We start from the raw sequence: 17,494 nt of genomic DNA, 5'->3' as shown, positions 1-17,494 counted from the left end.
TTAGAATATGATCACGAATAAAACGCAGCTTGCCGCAAAGAGTGATAAATCGATGAATTCTTATTTAGCCCCGTTGGTACAACAAATTCAGCCATCGGGTATCCGCAAGTTTTTTGATCTGGCGGCAGGCAGCAAGGATATCATTTCATTGGGTGTAGGGGAGCCTGATTTCAAGACACCTTGGCACGTTAGGGAAGCATGCGTCTATTCATTGGAAAGAGGGTTTACGGGGTACACCTCCAATGCAGGCATGCCCGAACTAAGGGAAGGTATTGCCAACTATCTGCACTCCCGCTTCGCTGTGGATTACAACCCTGTGGATCAGATTATTGCAACGGTAGGCGGCAGTGAGGCTATTGATTTGGCTTTACGTGCACTTATCGCACCGGGGGATGAGATTCTGATTCCTGAACCCTGCTATATTTCATATTCTCCTATTACGGCTATTGGCGGAGGAATTCCGGTCGGCATTGAGACATTTGGTGCGGATAACTTCAAGCTTACTGCAGAGGGGCTGGAGGCCAAGATTACACCTCGTTCCAAAATCCTGATCCTCTGTTACCCGAGCAACCCTACTGGAGCCATTATGACACGGGCGGATTGGGAGCCGATTGCTAAGGTAGTTGAAAAGCATGATCTAATCGTTATATCTGATGAGATCTACGCGGAGTTAACGTACGGCAGTAACCATGTGAGCTTCGCTTCCTTACCAGGAATGAAGGACCGAACGATTCTTGTCAGTGGCTTCTCTAAGGCTTTTGCTATGACGGGCTGGCGTATGGGATATGCCTGCGGTCATCCGGATTTGATCTCCGCCATGCTTAAAATTCATCAGTATACAGTCATGTGTGCACCATCCATGGGTCAAGTAGCAGCGTTGGAGGCATTGACCAATGGCATGGAGGAAAAAGACCGAATGGCGGATTCTTATAACCAGCGGCGTCGATTGATTGTCAAGGGACTAAGGGATGCCGGGCTGGAATGTCATGAGCCGCAAGGGGCATTTTATGCTTTTCCGAGTATTCAGGCAACCGGATTAAGCTCCGATGAATTTGCCCAGCGTTTGCTGCGTGAGTATAAGGTAGCGGCTGTACCAGGAAGTGTGTTCGGACTGGGCGGTGAAGGCTATTTACGCTGCTCCTACGCTACTTCGGTATCACAACTGAATGAAGCGGTTGAACGTATCGGTGCTTTCGTAAGGCAGCTGGAACAAGAAAGAATATAATAACGAAAATAGTACTATAGCAAATCTCCTAACTTCATGGTATTATTTTACTTTGGAAGTAATAATGCCCTTTATAGGGTTGTTTTACTCTGGGAACTATGCGTTTATCTGGAAGCTGGATTTATTCTGATGTATTCTATGATACTCGCTTATAATAATACTTTTAGGAGGGATGATTGTGCTTATTGCCGATTATTACTTACCTTCCTATGGTGGGGAATTTTTCTCTGGAAGCGGGAAACGAACCTCCAAGGGCGATGCATCTGAGCGCAGACTCTCTCTGGAAGATGAAATTCGGATACTTCGCCATAAGATGGAGCAGCTTTTTTTGCAGGAGAAGTCACTCACCTCGGATAATGTAATTGAAATCAGCAGTTTACTGGATCTAAAGATAAATGAATATATGAAAGAGGGCCCGCGCAGGAACTAGCTGCCGGTGCTTAATAGAGGACCCTAAGGGGTTCTCTTTTTTATGATTTTGTATCAAAGGTGGGTAGAAAAAGACCTATAGGATAAATTGGCAGTTGTAGAGCCGGTTCAAACAGAGGTCTGTAGTTGCCTTCTTCCTATAAGAAGGATTAAACTATTATTATATGTTTTTTTAGGATTAAGGGGGAAGAACGGTGACAGGAAAGCGGAAGGGCGGTATTATTGCTGCACTCCTCGTATTGATGACCTTGATTTCAGGTTGTGGAGGCAGTGATGAGAACACGGTTACAATATTTATGATGGATAAAGCCGGAAGTCCGAGTACCATCGGCGAGACTATGGAAAAGGGCCTGAAGGACAAGCTGGGACCCGACCTTAAAGTGGAGTTCAATGTGATGGGCATATACAACATACAGAAACTAATGGTGGAGTATGCAGCTGGAGCGAATGACATTATGATTTTGTCTAAAGAGGACGCTGTTATTTACGGTGCAAATGGTGCGAACCTACCGTTGGAAGCTTATTTCTCACCTGATGATTACCCTGAGGGTGTCTTTGAAGGCGGAATTTCAGTTGAGGGCGAGGATGACCTTAGACAGGAAAAACACTTATATGCGATTCCTGCCTCCAAGCTGAAAATGTTCAAGGATACGGGCTACGCGCCTGAAGAATTGTTTGTTACGGTTGCGGTTTCCACGGATAACATGGATCAAAGTGTAAAGGCAATAAAGGCAATGATGGAATAGAGATAAATTCCTTAAGTCCTTAGAGGAGGATATGACCATGGCTATTTATACACGTACTGGAGATAAAGGTGAGACCTCTGTTATTGGAGGCCGAGTAGGTAAGGATGATGTCCGCATAGAAGCCTATGGGACGATTGACGAGCTGAACTGCTTTGTGGGGCAAGCCCGAAGCTTAATGGAAGACGAGAATCTGGCAGATGTTCGGGAACAACTGCTGGAAATTCAGCATGAGTTGTTTGATTGCGGTGCCGATCTGGCATACGTGGAGATTAGCGAGACTAAGTATAAAGTTAAAAGTGAAATGGCTGAGAGGCTCGAAGGCTGGATCGACAGTCTTGAGGAAGAGAATCCGAAGATTGAACGTTTTATCCTGCCAGGAGGAAACCAACTGTCCTCCATCCTGCATATCTGCCGTACGGTCTGCCGCAGAGCGGAGCGGCGTGCAGTGACATTGGGACGTAGTGTGGATGTTAATCCGGAAGTGGTTACTTATCTTAATCGCTTGTCGGATTACTTCTTCTCACTTGCTCGGGCGGCTAATCATCGTACAGGAATCGCAGACGTGGAGTATGTGCGGAGCGCAAAGGTGTTCCGAAACTAATATGATCAGTTATTACTCGCCGCTAACTTATATCATTCCACCAGCCGAGGACGATTGGCTGCTAAAAACCATACTGCACAAACGGATGGATGTATCCCGCAAGCTGTTGTCCCGTCTCAAGCAAACAGAGCAGGGTATCACCCTAAACGGAGAGCGTGTCTATATTAGCGTACGTGTCAAAGCCGGGGATACCGTACAAATCCGTATGGAGACTGAGGAATCTGAAGATATTCTGCCCCAGCCGATTCCTTTTGATATTCTGTACGAAGATGAGCATTTGCTTGTTATTAATAAGGCAGCGGGCATTATTGTGCATCCCACACACGGGCATTATACCGATACACTTGCCAACGGAGTTGTCTACTATTGGAAGCAGAAGCAGGAGCGCTTCCGCTTCCGGCCGGTACATCGGCTTGATCAAGAAACCTCCGGTGTCATTGTGATTGCGAAGAACCCATATAGCCACCAACATATCTCTGAGCAAATGATCGCCGGCACCGTAGATAAACGTTATGCTGCTTTTGTACACGGTGTTCCTGTTGCCGCTTCGGGCGATATAAACGGGCCTATTGACCGTGACCCTGAAGAACCCCATCGGCGTATAGTGACGCCTGATGGTTATCCATCCTTAACCCGTTACAAGGTTAAGAAAACCTATGCTCACGGCTCGCGTGTCGAATTGAAGCTCGAAAGCGGTCGCACCCATCAAATTCGTGTGCATATGACCTCAATCGGCTGTCCATTGATTGGGGACGGTATGTATCGCCACGAGCTGTACGGATTGTCGGAGCTAACCCCTGCTCAAGCTGAGCAGTTGGAAGTTGTGGCCGTACTCGATGCAGCCATCCCCCGACAGGCGCTACATGCCGTGCGGCTGACGTTCAAGCATCCTGTGCTCCTGCGAGATATGACCTTCGAGGCTCCGCTGCCGCCCGACATGGCAGCGCTTGAGGAGAAACTGCAGCACGCCCTAGCTTGAGAATAGGTTGCTAACGGTTTGTGGTGATCTTGAGCGAAGTAGGCGAATTTGTTCTGGAGAAACGGCAGTGGTCGCCTTTATCCTCAAATTTTTACCACGAATAGTGGTTTAAATCAGGAAATTTGAGGATAACAGCGATCGGAAGAATAATTCGCTAGCGCAGCGACATTCAATCACCACCTAGAAGGAGAATCTATGAGCAAACTTACAATATACCAATATCCGAAATGCAGCACCTGCCGCAGCGCCGTAAAATGGCTGCAGGGTCAGGGTCATGAACTGCAGCTTCAACATATTGCAGAGCAGCCGCCCGGCGTCGAGGAACTGCGTATACTGGTCGCGAACAGCGGACTTGTACTGAAGAAGTTTTTTAATACAGGCGGTGACGTTTATAAGTCTCTGGACCTTAAGAACAAGCTGGCGAAACTTAATGAGCAGGAACAACTGGAACTGCTGGCGGGCAACGGCATGCTTATCAAACGTCCGATCGTCACCGATGGACACAAGGTTACCGTAGGCTTCAAGGAAGAGCAATATGCACAAGCCTGGAGTATAGTTTGACCAAAATCATAACAAGGGAGAGGTTGCACATGGCACCAGAGACATCAAGCCGGATTATGATTGTTGACGGAATGGCGCTGCTGTTCCGGGCCTTTTACGCCTCTGCTTATGGAGGATATATTCGCAAGACAAAAGCCGGATTGCCGACAAATGCGGTATACGGATTTTTACAATATTTCTTTGATGCAGTATCCACCTTTGAACCTACACACGTAGTATGCTGCTGGGATATGGGCAAGGGCACCTTCCGCACTGAAAAGTACGACGGCTACAAATCGAATCGTGTCGAGCCTCCATTGGAGCTGATACCGCAGTTTGAACTAGTGAAAGAGGTTGTAGCTGAGCTAGGTGTACCTAACGTAGGAATCGTAGGTTATGAGGCAGATGATTGTATCGGAACCTTGGCTTCCTGCTTCAGCGAGGAGTCTGAGGTATACATTTTGACCGGAGACCACGATATGCTGCAACTGGTAAATGATAAAGTTAGGGTCGTGATTATGAAGAAAGGCCGCTCTAACTATAAAGTATACGATCCGGCTGAATTGCTGGAGGAGAGAGGGTTAACCCCGCTTCAAGTCATTGACCTAAAGGGCTTCATGGGTGATACAAGCGATAATTATCCGGGAGTTAAAGGTATCGGTGAGAAAACAGCCCTTAAGCTGCTGACAGAATACGGCACAGTTGAGGGTGTTATTGAGAATCTTCATCTGCTGCCAAAAGGAGTGCGGGCAAAGATCGAGGCCGACTTGGACATGCTGCATTTGTCGCGTGAGCTTGCAGAGATCCGCTGCGATGTGCCGATTGTCTGTACGTTGACCGAATGTTTGTGGGAACTCCAGAGAGAAACTGCAACACGTAAGTTCCGGGAATTGGAGTTCGACAGCCTCATGCATTTGATTGCTGCAGTACAGGATGAACGGGGCATTGTGCAGATTGAGCTTGGGGATTTGGGTTAGGGACAGGTCTATATGGCGTACCGGGAGTCTTTGTGATTTTGGTACGCTTTTTTTTTTTACTTTTTTCAATAGTCTATCTGTTAGAAAAATGCTATTGTAAAGTGGGTTTAATAATGCGGGAAGATACTTTCCCGTCTACATACGGGAGGGGTTAAATTTTTTATGAAGCTATTGGGAGCAATTGAAGCCGGGGGAACCAAGTTTGTGTGCGGAATTGGAAAAGAGGACGGTACGATTATCGACCGGGTCAGCTTTCCCACAACAACTCCGGAGGAAACAATGGGGCAGGTATTACAATATTTTAAAGGCAAGAATGTAGAAGCTATAGGCATTGGTTCTTTCGGTCCGATTGATCCGGTTCTCGGCAGTCCTACTTATGGTTACATTACAACAACACCTAAGCCTCATTGGGGGCAGTATAATCTTGTGGGTGCTGTTGCAGAGCATTTTAACGTACCTATCGGCTTTGATACTGATGTAAACGGAGCAGCGCTTGGTGAGTATACATGGGGAGCTGCACAAGGGCTGGAGAGCTGTCTTTATATAACGGTTGGTACGGGTATCGGAGCAGGTGCTGTGGTAGGCGGCAAGCTCGTTCATGGATTGTCTCACCCTGAGATGGGCCATATTGTTGTGCGCCGTCATCCGGATGATAACTATGCGGGCTTTTGTCCTTATCACGGCGACTGTCTAGAAGGTTTGGCAGCGGGACCCGCCATTGGGGGCCGCTTTGGCAAGCCGGCAGTTGAACTGCCAATAGATCACCCTGCATGGGAAATGGAAGCCCACTATCTTGCTCATGCGCTGATGAGCTATGTATTAATTTTATCCCCGCAAAAAATAGTTATGGGCGGCGGAGTCATGAAGCAAAGCCACCTGTTCCCGCTGATTCGGACCAAGCTCCAGGAGTTGCTGCAGGGTTATGTACAGCATCCTGCCTTAAATACGGATATTAATAATTACATTGTTTCTCCGCAGCTTGGGGATAACGCTGGCTTGTCCGGTGCGATAGGTTTGGCTAAGCTGGCACTTGTCCAGGAGTAGTATAAAAAGGATTGACTGTTCGGTAATATATGGTATTGTAGGATTTAACAGTATATTAATTAATGAGGAAGCACCTCTTTCACGTTTTATCGTGAGAGAGGTGCTTCTTTTTTTTGTACTGTCTGACTAGAGAGGAAGGGATATATATGCAAATTGTATTTATGAATCGGTTGTCCAAGAATGCCAGCAGTGATCAGGAGTTGTTCGCCCAGCTCTGGATCGGAGAAGAAGAGGGGGTTTGGAGCTTAGGTTGGAAGGACTTTTCGAACGCTGAGGATACGGTTGATAACGTTTGGTATGAAGGCGGCTCTTGGAGTGAGATGCTCTGTGTGTACAGGCATGAATTGGCCGTAAAGATGGGGGAAGGATACCGCCCTTTAATCGAGGGTATCTTTCATGAGGAGGAAAGTCTTCCAAACCGGAATATCGAGCATTTGAAACTGCAATATTACAGTGAGCAGCATGGGAATGAGAAGATCTATGAGGAACTGTGTGCTTGGCGGAGGGGAAGATCTTCTAGTGAGCGGAAGGCTCCTTATATCTTGGCCAGTAATCGTTTATTAAGGCTCCTAAGTACCTTTCTGCCGCATACACCAGAGGAATTGCTGCAACTGCCCGGAGTTGGTGAAGGGAAAGCGACTCAGTATGGAGCCGATTGGCTTGCCATAACAGCAGGAGCAGGAGCACCAAGAGAGCATTTATTTCCGCTGAGCTGGGTACATAAAGAGATTGATGACGAATCCTTTGTCTCCTGGTTATATAAGCAGAAGGAGCTTAAATACAAGAAACAGTTGGAACGGTTGCGGATGCGCAGACTGCTGCTTCAAGGGATTGAATGCGGACTGGATATGGAACAGCTCAAAGAGGAATGCGGTGTCAGTCGTCGTGATCTCTTAGAGGCGGTTGAGGAACTAGAGAAAGATGGTTATTCTGTAGAGAAGCTAATTGTGCAGGAACTGGGCAGAATGCCGCAAAACGAGCAGGAAGAGGTTTGGAATGCATACGTTGAGCTTGGGGATGTTTTTCTGAAGCCTATTTTGTATAAGGTGTATGGAAATGAATTTACCGCACCGGGGGGCCTTGATCTTTATTATGAACGTCTCCGTCTAATCCGCATTCGTTTCCGGCGTGAATTTACAGATGTCTCAGCAATCGCAGCTAATTACTAATTTCATCCATAACAAAAAGACGAAGGAAAACCCTTGCCTGAGGGCTGGGACCTTCGTCTTTTACTAAATCGTTCAATATCGCTCATAGCCATTCTTTCTTGCGGAATACAACAAGCATTCCACAGCCGAGCGTTACCATGGCTCCAATTACACCGAAGTAACCATATTTCGTATGAATTTCAGGAATATTATCAAAGTTCATCCCATATATACCAGTAATAACGGTCAGAGGCATGAAAATAGTGGTTATGGCTGTAAATACTCTCATAATTTCATTGGCACGGTTGGCGATACTGGATTGATACGCCTCACGTAAGTTGCCCATCAGGTCGCGGTACGTTTCAAAGGTTTCAGAAATTTTTACGGCATTTTCGTATATATCGCTAAAATACTTCTGCAGCTGATCATCGATCAGGCGGAGGTCTTTTTTATTAAGGGTATTGATAACTTCTTTTTGCGGTCCAAGCATCTTCTTAAGCCATAGAATTTCGCTTCGCAGACCTATAATCTCACTGAGGTGTGACTTCTTGGTGTGCATGAGGATATCCTCTTCCAGTTTCTCGATTCGCGCTTCAATCCGGTCGCCGACGGAAAAGTAGTTATCTACGACAAGGTCAATGAGCAAATACAGGAACCGGTCAGGCTCGCTAACCTCCTGCTCCCAGAGCATAGGTTTCAGGATACGCAGTTCATTAATCTTTTGTTTGGTAACGGTAATTATATAATGTCTTCCAAGAAACACATTCAGTGCTCGAAGGAATATTTCCTCATCATCAAATCGGATACTGTTTACTACGATGAAATAGTGACTTTCGTAAATTTCGATCTTCGGACGCTGATCCTCTTCACTGAGGCAATCCTCTACGGCCAGATCATGCAGATTAAAAAGAGGCTGAAGATGCTCTAAATCCTCCAAATCTGCGTCAATCCAATAAAACCCTTCCGCCGGAGCGGTCAATGCTGCTTCAATATCATCGATCTGTGTAAAAACCCCTGCATTTACCAGCCGGATTTTCATCTGATTTCACTCCTTCTGTCCCTAGTCTTCTCCAGGGGATGCTAATAATAGCACAGAAAAAAATCAGCTTGGCCGGGTCACTAAGGGGAAACAGGGCCGAATAACGTTCCAAAGGCATGAAGAAGTATTGCTCCCGCCGCCGGCAAGCTGATGTTAATCCTGTGTGGTTGTTCAGTCTGTACGCTTATCTGCGAGCTCGGGTCGCCTTCCATCTTCATCTCACCTCTTCTGTTTGTTCGGGTATGAAACACTTGTCTAGTATAACGCCGGGAAATGCCTCTTTCAAGACAAATTGTTAGGTTTTTTAGAGTACTAATGCATTGTATGGGCTTGACGAAAGTTAGGTTCATGATTTAAAGTAATTTCTAACGAAATTTAATTAAATATTGCTTAATCTTATCAAGAGCAGGTGGAGGGACTAGCCCGATGAAACCCGGCAACCGGCGTGTGAACGCACGGTGCTAATTCTTGCGGAAACTTGTGTGGCGCATGCGTCAGGCAAGGTTATTCTGGCAGATGAGAGAGGCGCATATGACTGTAAATATGACCTTTCTCTCTGTTGAGATGGGTCTTTTTGTTATACCAGGAGCCGTTTTACGGTATCCAATTTCAGCTAAGGAGTGAGAAGCTAATGCCGATTAAAATTCCCGACAGTTTACCGGCCAAAGAGGTTTTGTCCGGAGAAAATATTTTTGTAATGGACGAAAGCCAGGCCTTTCACCAGGATATACGCCCTTTGCGTATAGCTATTCTGAATTTGATGCCTACAAAAGAAACTACGGAAACACAGCTTTTGCGTTTAATCGGTAACTCACCGCTTCAAGTGGATGTAGTTCTGCTCCATCCTAGTTCCCATACCTCCAAGAACACATCGGCTGAGCATCTGGAAAGTTTTTATAAAACCTTTGATGAGATTAGCGAACGTCGTTTTGACGGCCTGATTGTCACGGGTGCCCCGGTAGAGCAGATGGAGTTCGAAGATGTCACCTATTGGGAAGAGTTAAAAAAGATTTTTGAATGGAGTAAACATAATGTTACTTCGACAATGCATATATGTTGGGCTGCACAGGCAGGATTATATCATCACTTCGGTGTTCATAAAGAAAGCCTGGATGAGAAATGCTTCGGTGTATTCCCACACACGGTTACATCCAATAACGTAAAACTGCTTCGCGGATTTGATGAATTATTTCATGTTCCCCACTCCCGGCACACAGATGTCTCCCGAGCGGATATTGAGGCTTTACCTGAATTGCAGATTCTTGCTGAATCAGAAGAGGCTGGCATCTATTTGGTGGCTACCCATGATGGCAAACAGATTTTTGTAACCGGTCATTCAGAATATGATCCCTGCTCTCTGAAGTGGGAGTATGACCGTGATGTTGCTAAAGGCCTGGAAGTGCCAATACCGAAATATTACTATCCGAAAGATGATCCGCAGCGGACACCGCCCGCAGTCTGGCGCGCCCATGCTAACTTATTGTTTGCCAATTGGCTTAATTACTATGTATATCAAGAAACTCCTTACGATATTGGTCCTATGATTTAAATGAGATGAATACTTAGAAAATTCCCAGGAGGTTTAATATAACATGGATGAGAAACTCAGAATTGAAAGTAGATTGGCTCAAATCGGTTCGCAGGAAGACCCGGCAACGGGGGCTGTAAATTTCCCAATATATCAGTCCACTGCTTTCCGCCACCCAAGACTCGGACAAAGCACCGGCTTTGACTATATCCGTACCAAGAACCCGACAAGATCCGTTTTGGAAAATGTTTCTGCTGAACTGGAATCCGGCGATGCCGGGTTTGCGTGCAGCTCAGGTATGGCAGCGCTGCAAACCGTGTTCGCCTTATTCAGCCAAGGGGATCATCTGATCGTCTCACTAGATCTTTACGGGGGGACGTACCGGCTGCTGGAACGGATATTGTCCAGATTTGGAATTACCGCATCCTACGTAGATACCAATGATCTGAATGCGCTGGAGGAGGTACGTCTTCCTAATACAAAAGCGGTATTTATTGAGACACCCACCAATCCATTAATGATGATTACAGATGTCGAGGCTGTGTGTACGTGGGCCAGCCAGCATAAGCTGCTTACCATCGTGGACAACACACTGCTGACACCTTTTTTTCAGCGGCCGATCGAGCTTGGAGCGGATATTGTTGTCCACAGTGCCACTAAATACCTGGGCGGGCATAACGATGTTTTGGCTGGACTTATCGTGACTAAAGGAGAAGCCTTGTCCGCTGAAATGGCTATTCTGCATAACTCCATTGGAGCCGTGCTCAGCCCCTCTGACAGCTATCAGCTGATGAGAGGAATGAAAACACTGGCCCTGCGCATGGAACGGCATGAGAGCAACGCCTTGGCCTTGGCTCATTATCTGAAGGACCACGCGTCTATTGCGGAAGTATTCCATCCGGGGCTTCCGGATCACCCGGGATTTGATGTGCAAAACCGCCAGTCTTCAGGCAATACGGGTATCTTCTCCTTTAAAGTAAAAGATGCCAGATATGTGGAGCCTCTGCTCCGCCATATCCGTTTAATTGCTTTCGCAGAGAGCCTTGGCGGTGTAGAATCGCTTATGACTTATCCGGCTGTTCAGACGCATGCCGACATTCCGGTGGAAATCCGTGATGCGGTGGGCGTCGATGACCGGTTGCTTCGTTTCTCCGTTGGGATCGAGCATTTGAACGATTTGATTAACGATCTAGGTCAAGCACTGGAAGCAGCACAGGCCGAAGTAGAAGAGGCAGTCACTCAACAATAAGAATTGAATTTTAATTTGAAATTGAATTGAACAGCGAATTAAACATCGATTTGTGGAGACCAGCGGGCTGTCCTAAAGTAGATTATTCTACATATGGGACAGCCCCTTTGTATTATTAGGTTAAATAGGTCGAAAAAAGTTATAGGTGGGGCTGACCTGGTCATAGCGCGTAAAACTACCTTTGAATCCACCGTGGGAGCTCGAAATGAGCATATGAGATGTAAATGTGCAATTGAATCCGCCGTGGGAGCTTGAAATGAGCAAATGAGATGTAAAAGTGCAATTGAATCCGCCGTGGGAGCTCGAAATGAGCAAATGAGATGTAAAAGTGCAATTGAATCCGCCGTGGGAGCTCGAAATGAGCTAATGAGATGTAAAAGTGCAATTGAATCCGCCGTGGGAGCTCAAATGAGCAAATGAGATGTAAAAGTGCAATTGAATCCACCGTGGGAGCTCGAAATGAGCATATGAGATGTAAATGTGCAATTGAATCCACCGTGGGAGCTCGAAATGAGCAAATGAGATGTAAAAGTGCAATTGAATCCACCGTGGGAGCTCGAAATGAGTAAATGAGATGTATAAATACACTAGAATCCACCGTGGGAGCTCGAAATGAGCAAATGAGATGTAAAAGTACAATAGAATCCACCGTGGGAGCTCGAAATGAGCATATGAGATGTAAATGTGCAATTGAATCCACCGTGGGAGCTCGAAATAAGCAAATGAGATGTAAAAGTACAATTGAATCCGCCACGGCGCTCGAAATGAGCAAATGAGATGTAAAAGTACAATTGAATCCGCCGTGGGAGCTCGAAATGAGCATATGAGATGTAAATGTGCAATTGAATCCGCCACGGCAGCGTTATATAGAGAAACTTCAAATTTATTTTAAAAGAAGAACAAATTATGATACGATGACATAACGAGTTTAATCATTTGTGATGCGAAATTTATGAATCTATCATACCGTTATGGACATAGAGGGAGGCTGCTAAGAATGAGTGCGATTGACCTTATTTTGGATAAAGCGCTGCGGGGTGACCGCTTGCAATTAGAAGATACTGTTAAGCTTTTTGAAAGTAATGAAATTGAGAAAATGGGTGCAGCTGCCAATATTATTATGAAACGGTGGCATCCAGATCCTTTGGCAACCTTTGTCATTGGCCGTAATATCAACTATACGAATGTGTGTGATGTGTATTGCCGCTTTTGTGCATTTTATCGGAAACCGGGTTCGGATGAAGGATATGTACTGCCGGATGAGACGATCTTCCAGAAAATTCAGGAGACGATTGACGTTAACGGTACAGAAATTCTGATGCAGGGTGGTACCAATCCTAACTTGCCGTTCAACTATTATACAGATCTGCTGAGAGGCATTAAACAACGTTTTCCTGAGATCACCATGCATTCTTTCTCGCCTGCGGAGATTATGAAAATGGTCGAGGTGTCCGGGCTTTTACTGGAAGAAGTGGTACGTGAAATTCATGCTGCCGGTCTGGATTCACTGCCGGGCGGGGGTGCGGAAATTCTTGACGATCGAACCCGCCGCAAAATCAGCCGTCTGAAAGGCTCCTGGCGTGAGTGGATGGACGTCATGCAGACTGCGCACAAAATCGGTATGAACACTACAGCAACGATGGTTATCGGATTGGGTGAAAGCATGGAGGAGCGGGCTTTGCATCTATTGCGGGTACGCGAGGCTCAGGACGAATGTATCGCCAATAAATATGATTCGGAAGGCTTCTTGGCATTTATCTCCTGGACATTCCAGCCGGATAATACCAATCTGAAGCTGGACAGACAAACACCTGAAGAGTACCTGAAGACAGTGGCTATCAGTCGACTTGTTCTGGACAATATCAAGAACTTCCAGTCCTCTTGGGTAACTATGGGTCCCGAAGTCGGCAAGCTTTCGCTCGATTATGGCTGTAACGATTTTGGCAGTACCATGATTGAAGAAAATGTGGTTTCGTCCGCCGGGGCCGTTTACAAGGTCAATATCGAATCCATTACCCAACTCATTCGTGAGGCAGGTAAAATCCCGGCGCAGCGCAATACGCGTTACGATATCCTGCGGGTATTCAACGATGCTGGCGCGAAGATTGATAATGATTTTATTATGCAGAACTAATTCAGAAATTAGCAACGCCTATCGGTCGCGGAGTCCCAAAGTAAAGGGATTCATGACAGATAGGCGTTTTTCGCATTTTACGGGTTATTGTGCCGCTTCCCACTTGCAACGAATAGGAGACACGATGGCATTTTCCTGCTTCAATTCCTTGAAAGCTTTATCAATTTCTTTACGGTCCAACCCGGAGAGCTTCTCCACTTCCCCTGCGCTCACAGGATTTCCAGCCGATTTTATAATTTCCAATACTTTTTCCTTCACGCTCATGCCTTACATCCTCCTTTTGATCATGAGAATTTCACATCCTCAAATTTAAGAGTATAAAAGATTCCTATACAGATGCAATGATATTTTTCTTTTACCTCATTTACATTTATATGCAATAGTGATATCATAATCATATCAAATATATATCTTATTGGAGGCAATGATTATGAAGGAGAAAATACTACATCCGGTTAGCGGCTTTTGGGTTATCGCTTTATTTATAGTTTGTATGGGGGGCGGGATTTATGGGGCATCGCAGGAATATGTCACTGTACCAGTCATTCTATTTCTTATCGCGGCAGTACTTCTTACCAGCGTTACAATTGTTCAGCCGAACAAAGCAGTGGTTGTAACTTTTTTCGGGCAGTACGTGGGTACAATCGCCACAAGCGGAATGTGGGCAGTTACACCGTTTAGTATCCGTAAAACCATTTCTCTGCGTGTTCGAAACTTCAACAGTGTTAAGTTAAAAGTTAATGATGTTGAGGGTAATCCAATCGAAATTGCAGCCGTGATTGTGTTCAAAGTTATTAATTCTGCAAAAGCCCTCTTTGATGTTGATAAGTATATGGCATTCGTCGAAATTCAGAGTGAAACGGCGTTGCGCCATGTAGCCAGCAAATACCCGTATGATAATTTTAATGATACAGGAATGTCTCTGCGGGCGAACGCTGATGAAATCGCCAAAGAGCTGGCGGTTGAATTACAGGATCGCCTTTCCTTATCCGGTGTTGAGGTGATTGAAGCCCGGCTGACACATTTGGCGTATTCGACAGAAATCGCCAGCACCATGCTCCAACGCCAACAAGCATCTGCTATCCTCTCTGCCCGTCAAATTATTGTTGAAGGTGCAGTGGGCATGGTGGATATGGCCATCAAGAAGTTAAAAGAGGATGGTGTTGTAGAATTGGATGAAGAGCGTAAAGCGGCCATGATCAACAATCTCATGGTGGCCATCGTATCAGAACGTGGAGCGAGCCCGATTATTAACGCCGGCTCGTTGTACTAGGCGGTTCATCATGGCGGCCAAGAAAAGCTTTCCGCTGCGGATCGATCCCGAGCTTCATGAGGCGCTGGAGCGCTGGGCAGGAGAGGAATTTCGCAGCGTAAACGGACACATTGAATACTTGCTGCGTGAGTCTTTGAGGCGCGCAGGCCGCTTGCCTGAAAGAAAACGCCGGGAAGAGTAAATCAAGAGAGGCTTGACGGACGGAGAAGACAGAATTATAATTACTCATAATTCACGTTAACAGCTTCGACAAAGACATGAATCGACAATAAGGACCGTTCAGAGAGAGGGAACAATAGGCTGTAATTTCCTCCGGTATCCCATTTCGATTTACCCCTTTGTAGCTGCGGTTATGAACTCCCTGAAGCTAGAGCTTAATGAGGGACAGTAAGAACCGCCGGTTCATGGCCGTTATTCCCATGTAGACGAAGGATTCTGTCTCCTACACCGCTATAGGCGGAAGAGAGAGGAATCGAATTTGGGTGGAACCACGGGTGCTATACACTCGTCCCTTTGCGGGACGGGTGTTTTTTGTATGCGTGGATATTTCCGTTCCGCAAAACTTAAGCGGCTTAAGCCGATGAAGAAATACAGCAGTAATAACCAAGAGGAGGAAAATGACATGGCAGTGAATATCAAGCTTCCGGACGGATCCGTCCGGGAATATGCAGATGGAAGCAGCATTGAAGATGTAGCAGCATCGATCAGCAGCGGTCTCCGCAAGAATGCGGCGGCAGGTAAATTGAACGGAATCGTTGTAGATCTCTCTACTTCGGTTGAAGAAGGTGCTTTGGTAGAAATCGTAACTTTGGACTCACCGGAGGGTCTTGAAGTGATGCGTCACAGTACGGCTCACCTTATGGCGCAAGCCGTAAGACGGTTGTTTGGTGCCAAAGAAGTTTTCCTAGGCGTAGGCCCGGTTATTGAGGACGGCTTCTACTACGATATGGATCTGGAGCATCCGCTTAATCCAGAGGATCTGGTCAAGATTGAGAAGGAAATGGAACGCATCATCAACGAGAACCTTCCCATCGTACGTAAAGAGGTTAGCCGTAAGGAAGCTCTTGAAATCTTCGGTGAGCTGGGCGACCCTTACAAGCTGGAACTTATTGAGGCTTTGCCTGAAGACAGCGTGATCTCTATTTATGAGCAGGGCGAATTCTTCGACCTATGCCGGGGTCCGCATGTACCTTCTACTTCCAAGATCAAAGTATTTAAGCTTATGAATGTAGCGGGCGCTTACTGGCGCGGGGACAGCAAGAACAAAATGCTGCAGCGTGTATATGGAACTGCCTGGATCAAAAAAGCTCAGCTGGATGAGCATCTTCGCTTGCTTGAAGAAGCCAAGAAGCGGGATCACCGCAAGCTCGGGAAAGAGCTGGAAATCTTCACTTTCAATAACCTGGTGGGTCAAGGCTTGCCAATCTGGCTTCCAAGGGGTGCTAAGCTACGGAGCATATTGGAACGCTATATCGTAGATCTTGAAGCTAGCCTCGGGTACCAGCATGTCTACACACCAGTGCTTGGAAATGTAGAACTGTATAAAACTTCCGGACACTGGGAGCATTATCAAGATGACATGTTCCCGAAGATGACAATTGATACTGAAGAATTCGTTCTTCGTCCAATGAACTGTCCGCACCATATGATGATTTATAAGAGTTCCATGCACAGCTACCGTGATCTGCCGATCCGGATTGCTGAACTTGGCATTCAGCACCGTTATGAAATGTCCGGCGCATTGACTGGTCTGCACCGTGTGCGTTCGATGACATTAAATGATGCACACATCTTCTGTCGTCTGGATCAAATCAAGGGTGAATTTACTCGTGTTATTGAGCTTATCAAGCAAGTATACAGTGATTTCGGTATTCATGATTACCGTTTCCGTCTGTCCTATCGTGATCCTAAGGATACTGAGAAGTATTTCCAGAATGATGAGATGTGGGAGACTGCACAACGCATGCTGCGTGAGGTTGTAGAGGAAGCAGGATTGCCATTCTACGAAGCAGAAGGTGAAGCTGCGTTCTACGGACCGAAGCTGGATGTTCAAATTAAAACAGTGTTGGGTAAAGAAGAAACTTTATCTACTGCACAGATCGACTTCCTGCTGCCTGAGCGCTTTGAACTGGAATATGTCGGAGATGATGGACAAAAGCATCGTCCGGTCGTTCTGCATCGCGGTATTCTGGGCACTATGGAGCGTTTTGTTGCTTTCCTTCTGGAGAACTTTGCCGGTTCACTGCCACTTTGGCTTTCACCACAGCAGGTAAAGGTTATTCCGGTTTCCACTGCCTTTGATGATTATGCGAAGGAAGTTACTGACAAGCTGCGCCGCCGAGGCATTTCTGCAGATGCGGATCTTCGTAATGAGAAGCTGGGCTACAAAATACGGGAAGCTCAGCTGGAAAAGATGCCTTACATGTTCGTAGTCGGTGAGAACGAAATGAATGCTGGAACCGTAGCTATTCGTAAACGCGGTGAAGGCGATATCGGGGCGAAGCCGCTGCAAGAGGTTATCGAGTCATTGGCAGAGGAAATTGCCGGACGCGTCATTTCTTAATCATTTATAGCCTCTGTCA

The 17,494-nt window shown here is 46.3% G+C and carries 17 protein-coding genes and 1 riboswitch; of the genes, 15 read left to right on the top strand and 2 right to left on the bottom strand.

Annotated features, from left to right (window positions below; translation table 11 throughout):
• Window positions 1-7: 7 nt before the first annotated feature.
• The 9 genes from J2T20_RS01320 (at window position 8) to J2T20_RS01280 (ending at window position 7,710) form a co-directional block, all read left to right on the top strand.
• Window positions 8-1,225 (top strand): aminotransferase class I/II-fold pyridoxal phosphate-dependent enzyme, encoded by a 1,218-nt coding sequence (locus J2T20_RS01320; protein WP_307584822.1) that lies wholly within the window; start codon window positions 8-10, stop codon window positions 1,223-1,225.
• A 178-nt stretch (window positions 1,226-1,403) separates the two neighbouring features.
• Window positions 1,404-1,655: an aspartyl-phosphate phosphatase Spo0E family protein gene (locus J2T20_RS01315; RefSeq protein WP_307584820.1), complete on the top strand. Its 252-nt coding sequence runs from the start codon at window positions 1,404-1,406 to the stop codon at window positions 1,653-1,655.
• 193 nt (window positions 1,656-1,848) lie between these two features.
• A complete protein-coding gene (locus tag J2T20_RS01310; RefSeq protein ID WP_307584818.1) occupies window positions 1,849-2,400 on the top strand; it encodes a hypothetical protein in 552 nt (183 codons plus the stop codon).
• A gap of 37 nt (window positions 2,401-2,437) precedes the next feature.
• Window positions 2,438-3,001 carry a cob(I)yrinic acid a,c-diamide adenosyltransferase gene (locus J2T20_RS01305; RefSeq protein WP_307584816.1) on the top strand — a complete coding sequence of 188 codons (564 nt, stop codon included), beginning with the start codon at window positions 2,438-2,440 and terminating at the stop codon, window positions 2,999-3,001.
• Window position 3,002: 1 nt separating this feature from the next.
• Window positions 3,003-3,980, top strand: a complete 978-nt coding sequence (locus tag J2T20_RS01300; protein ID WP_307584814.1) for an RluA family pseudouridine synthase — start codon at window positions 3,003-3,005, stop codon at window positions 3,978-3,980.
• 195 nt (window positions 3,981-4,175) lie between these two features.
• Complete coding sequence (locus J2T20_RS01295; protein ID WP_307584813.1) at window positions 4,176-4,541, top strand: arsenate reductase family protein; 366 nt, start codon at window positions 4,176-4,178, stop codon at window positions 4,539-4,541.
• Between the two features lie 29 nt (window positions 4,542-4,570).
• Entirely contained in the window at window positions 4,571-5,497 is a 927-nt protein-coding gene (locus J2T20_RS01290) for a 5'-3' exonuclease (RefSeq protein WP_307584811.1), read from the top strand.
• 162 nt (window positions 5,498-5,659) lie between these two features.
• Window positions 5,660-6,541, top strand: a complete 882-nt coding sequence (locus tag J2T20_RS01285) for an ROK family protein (RefSeq protein ID WP_307584809.1) — start codon at window positions 5,660-5,662, stop codon at window positions 6,539-6,541.
• A 146-nt stretch (window positions 6,542-6,687) separates the two neighbouring features.
• The gene (locus tag J2T20_RS01280) at window positions 6,688-7,710 is read left to right on the top strand and encodes an HRDC domain-containing protein (RefSeq protein ID WP_307584807.1); all 1,023 of its coding nucleotides are present in this window, start codon (window positions 6,688-6,690) and stop codon (window positions 7,708-7,710) included.
• Window positions 7,711-7,792: 82 nt separating this feature from the next.
• On the opposite strand, the gene corA is transcribed toward J2T20_RS01280, so the two are convergent.
• Window positions 7,793-8,728: a magnesium/cobalt transporter CorA gene (gene corA / locus J2T20_RS01275; RefSeq protein WP_307584805.1), complete on the bottom strand. Its 936-nt coding sequence runs from the start codon at window positions 8,726-8,728 to the stop codon at window positions 7,793-7,795.
• A 393-nt stretch (window positions 8,729-9,121) separates the two neighbouring features.
• Window positions 9,122-9,251, top strand: a riboswitch (SAM riboswitch).
• Between the two features lie 108 nt (window positions 9,252-9,359).
• On the opposite strand from corA, the gene metA reads away from it, so the two are divergent.
• The 3 genes from metA (at window position 9,360) to mqnC (ending at window position 13,639) form a co-directional block, all read left to right on the top strand.
• Window positions 9,360-10,277 (top strand): homoserine O-acetyltransferase MetA, encoded by a 918-nt coding sequence (gene metA / locus J2T20_RS01270; protein WP_307584803.1) that lies wholly within the window; start codon window positions 9,360-9,362, stop codon window positions 10,275-10,277.
• Window positions 10,278-10,320: 43 nt separating this feature from the next.
• A complete protein-coding gene (locus tag J2T20_RS01265; protein ID WP_307584801.1) occupies window positions 10,321-11,505 on the top strand; it encodes a PLP-dependent transferase in 1,185 nt (394 codons plus the stop codon).
• Between the two features lie 997 nt (window positions 11,506-12,502).
• Window positions 12,503-13,639: a cyclic dehypoxanthinyl futalosine synthase gene (gene mqnC / locus J2T20_RS01260; protein WP_307584799.1), complete on the top strand. Its 1,137-nt coding sequence runs from the start codon at window positions 12,503-12,505 to the stop codon at window positions 13,637-13,639.
• Between the two features lie 84 nt (window positions 13,640-13,723).
• Here the strand turns inward: mqnC and J2T20_RS01255 are convergent, their stop codons facing one another.
• On the bottom strand, window positions 13,724-13,903 hold the full coding sequence (locus J2T20_RS01255; protein WP_307584797.1) for a transcriptional regulator: 180 nt from the start codon (window positions 13,901-13,903) through the stop codon (window positions 13,724-13,726).
• A gap of 166 nt (window positions 13,904-14,069) precedes the next feature.
• Between J2T20_RS01255 and J2T20_RS01250 the strand changes: the two genes are divergently transcribed.
• The 3 genes from J2T20_RS01250 (at window position 14,070) to thrS (ending at window position 17,475) form a co-directional block, all read left to right on the top strand.
• A complete protein-coding gene (locus J2T20_RS01250; protein WP_307584795.1) occupies window positions 14,070-14,912 on the top strand; it encodes an SPFH domain-containing protein in 843 nt (280 codons plus the stop codon).
• A 10-nt stretch (window positions 14,913-14,922) separates the two neighbouring features.
• The gene (locus J2T20_RS01245) at window positions 14,923-15,093 is read left to right on the top strand and encodes a toxin-antitoxin system HicB family antitoxin (RefSeq protein WP_036648615.1); all 171 of its coding nucleotides are present in this window, start codon (window positions 14,923-14,925) and stop codon (window positions 15,091-15,093) included.
• Window positions 15,094-15,534: 441 nt separating this feature from the next.
• The gene (gene thrS / locus J2T20_RS01240; RefSeq protein WP_307585092.1) at window positions 15,535-17,475 is read left to right on the top strand and encodes a threonine--tRNA ligase; all 1,941 of its coding nucleotides are present in this window, start codon (window positions 15,535-15,537) and stop codon (window positions 17,473-17,475) included.
• Window positions 17,476-17,494: the final 19 nt, after the last annotated feature.

The organism is Paenibacillus wynnii, from assembly GCF_030812855.1.
Classification (GTDB): Bacteria; Bacillota; Bacilli; order Paenibacillales; family Paenibacillaceae; genus Paenibacillus_AQ; species Paenibacillus_AQ wynnii_A.
Note: the sequence above shows the minus strand (reverse complement) of the source record. Positions and strands in the feature narration are given on the sequence as shown.

Coding starts and splice junctions, on each gene's coding strand:
- J2T20_RS01320 (WP_307584822.1), top strand. CDS start 8: ATGATCACGAATAAAACGCAGCTTGCCGCAAAGAGTGATAAATCGATG.
- J2T20_RS01305 (WP_307584816.1), top strand. CDS start 2,438: ATGGCTATTTATACACGTACTGGAGATAAAGGTGAGACCTCTGTTATT.
- J2T20_RS01300 (WP_307584814.1), top strand. CDS start 3,003: ATGATCAGTTATTACTCGCCGCTAACTTATATCATTCCACCAGCCGAG.
- J2T20_RS01295 (WP_307584813.1), top strand. CDS start 4,176: ATGAGCAAACTTACAATATACCAATATCCGAAATGCAGCACCTGCCGC.
- J2T20_RS01290 (WP_307584811.1), top strand. CDS start 4,571: ATGGCACCAGAGACATCAAGCCGGATTATGATTGTTGACGGAATGGCG.
- J2T20_RS01285 (WP_307584809.1), top strand. CDS start 5,660: ATGAAGCTATTGGGAGCAATTGAAGCCGGGGGAACCAAGTTTGTGTGC.
- J2T20_RS01280 (WP_307584807.1), top strand. CDS start 6,688: ATGCAAATTGTATTTATGAATCGGTTGTCCAAGAATGCCAGCAGTGAT.
- corA (WP_307584805.1), bottom strand. CDS start 8,728: ATGAAAATCCGGCTGGTAAATGCAGGGGTTTTTACACAGATCGATGAT.
- metA (WP_307584803.1), top strand. CDS start 9,360: ATGCCGATTAAAATTCCCGACAGTTTACCGGCCAAAGAGGTTTTGTCC.
- J2T20_RS01265 (WP_307584801.1), top strand. CDS start 10,321: ATGGATGAGAAACTCAGAATTGAAAGTAGATTGGCTCAAATCGGTTCG.
- mqnC (WP_307584799.1), top strand. CDS start 12,503: ATGAGTGCGATTGACCTTATTTTGGATAAAGCGCTGCGGGGTGACCGC.
- J2T20_RS01255 (WP_307584797.1), bottom strand. CDS start 13,903: ATGAGCGTGAAGGAAAAAGTATTGGAAATTATAAAATCGGCTGGAAAT.
- J2T20_RS01250 (WP_307584795.1), top strand. CDS start 14,070: ATGAAGGAGAAAATACTACATCCGGTTAGCGGCTTTTGGGTTATCGCT.
- J2T20_RS01245 (WP_036648615.1), top strand. CDS start 14,923: ATGGCGGCCAAGAAAAGCTTTCCGCTGCGGATCGATCCCGAGCTTCAT.
- thrS (WP_307585092.1), top strand. CDS start 15,535: ATGGCAGTGAATATCAAGCTTCCGGACGGATCCGTCCGGGAATATGCA.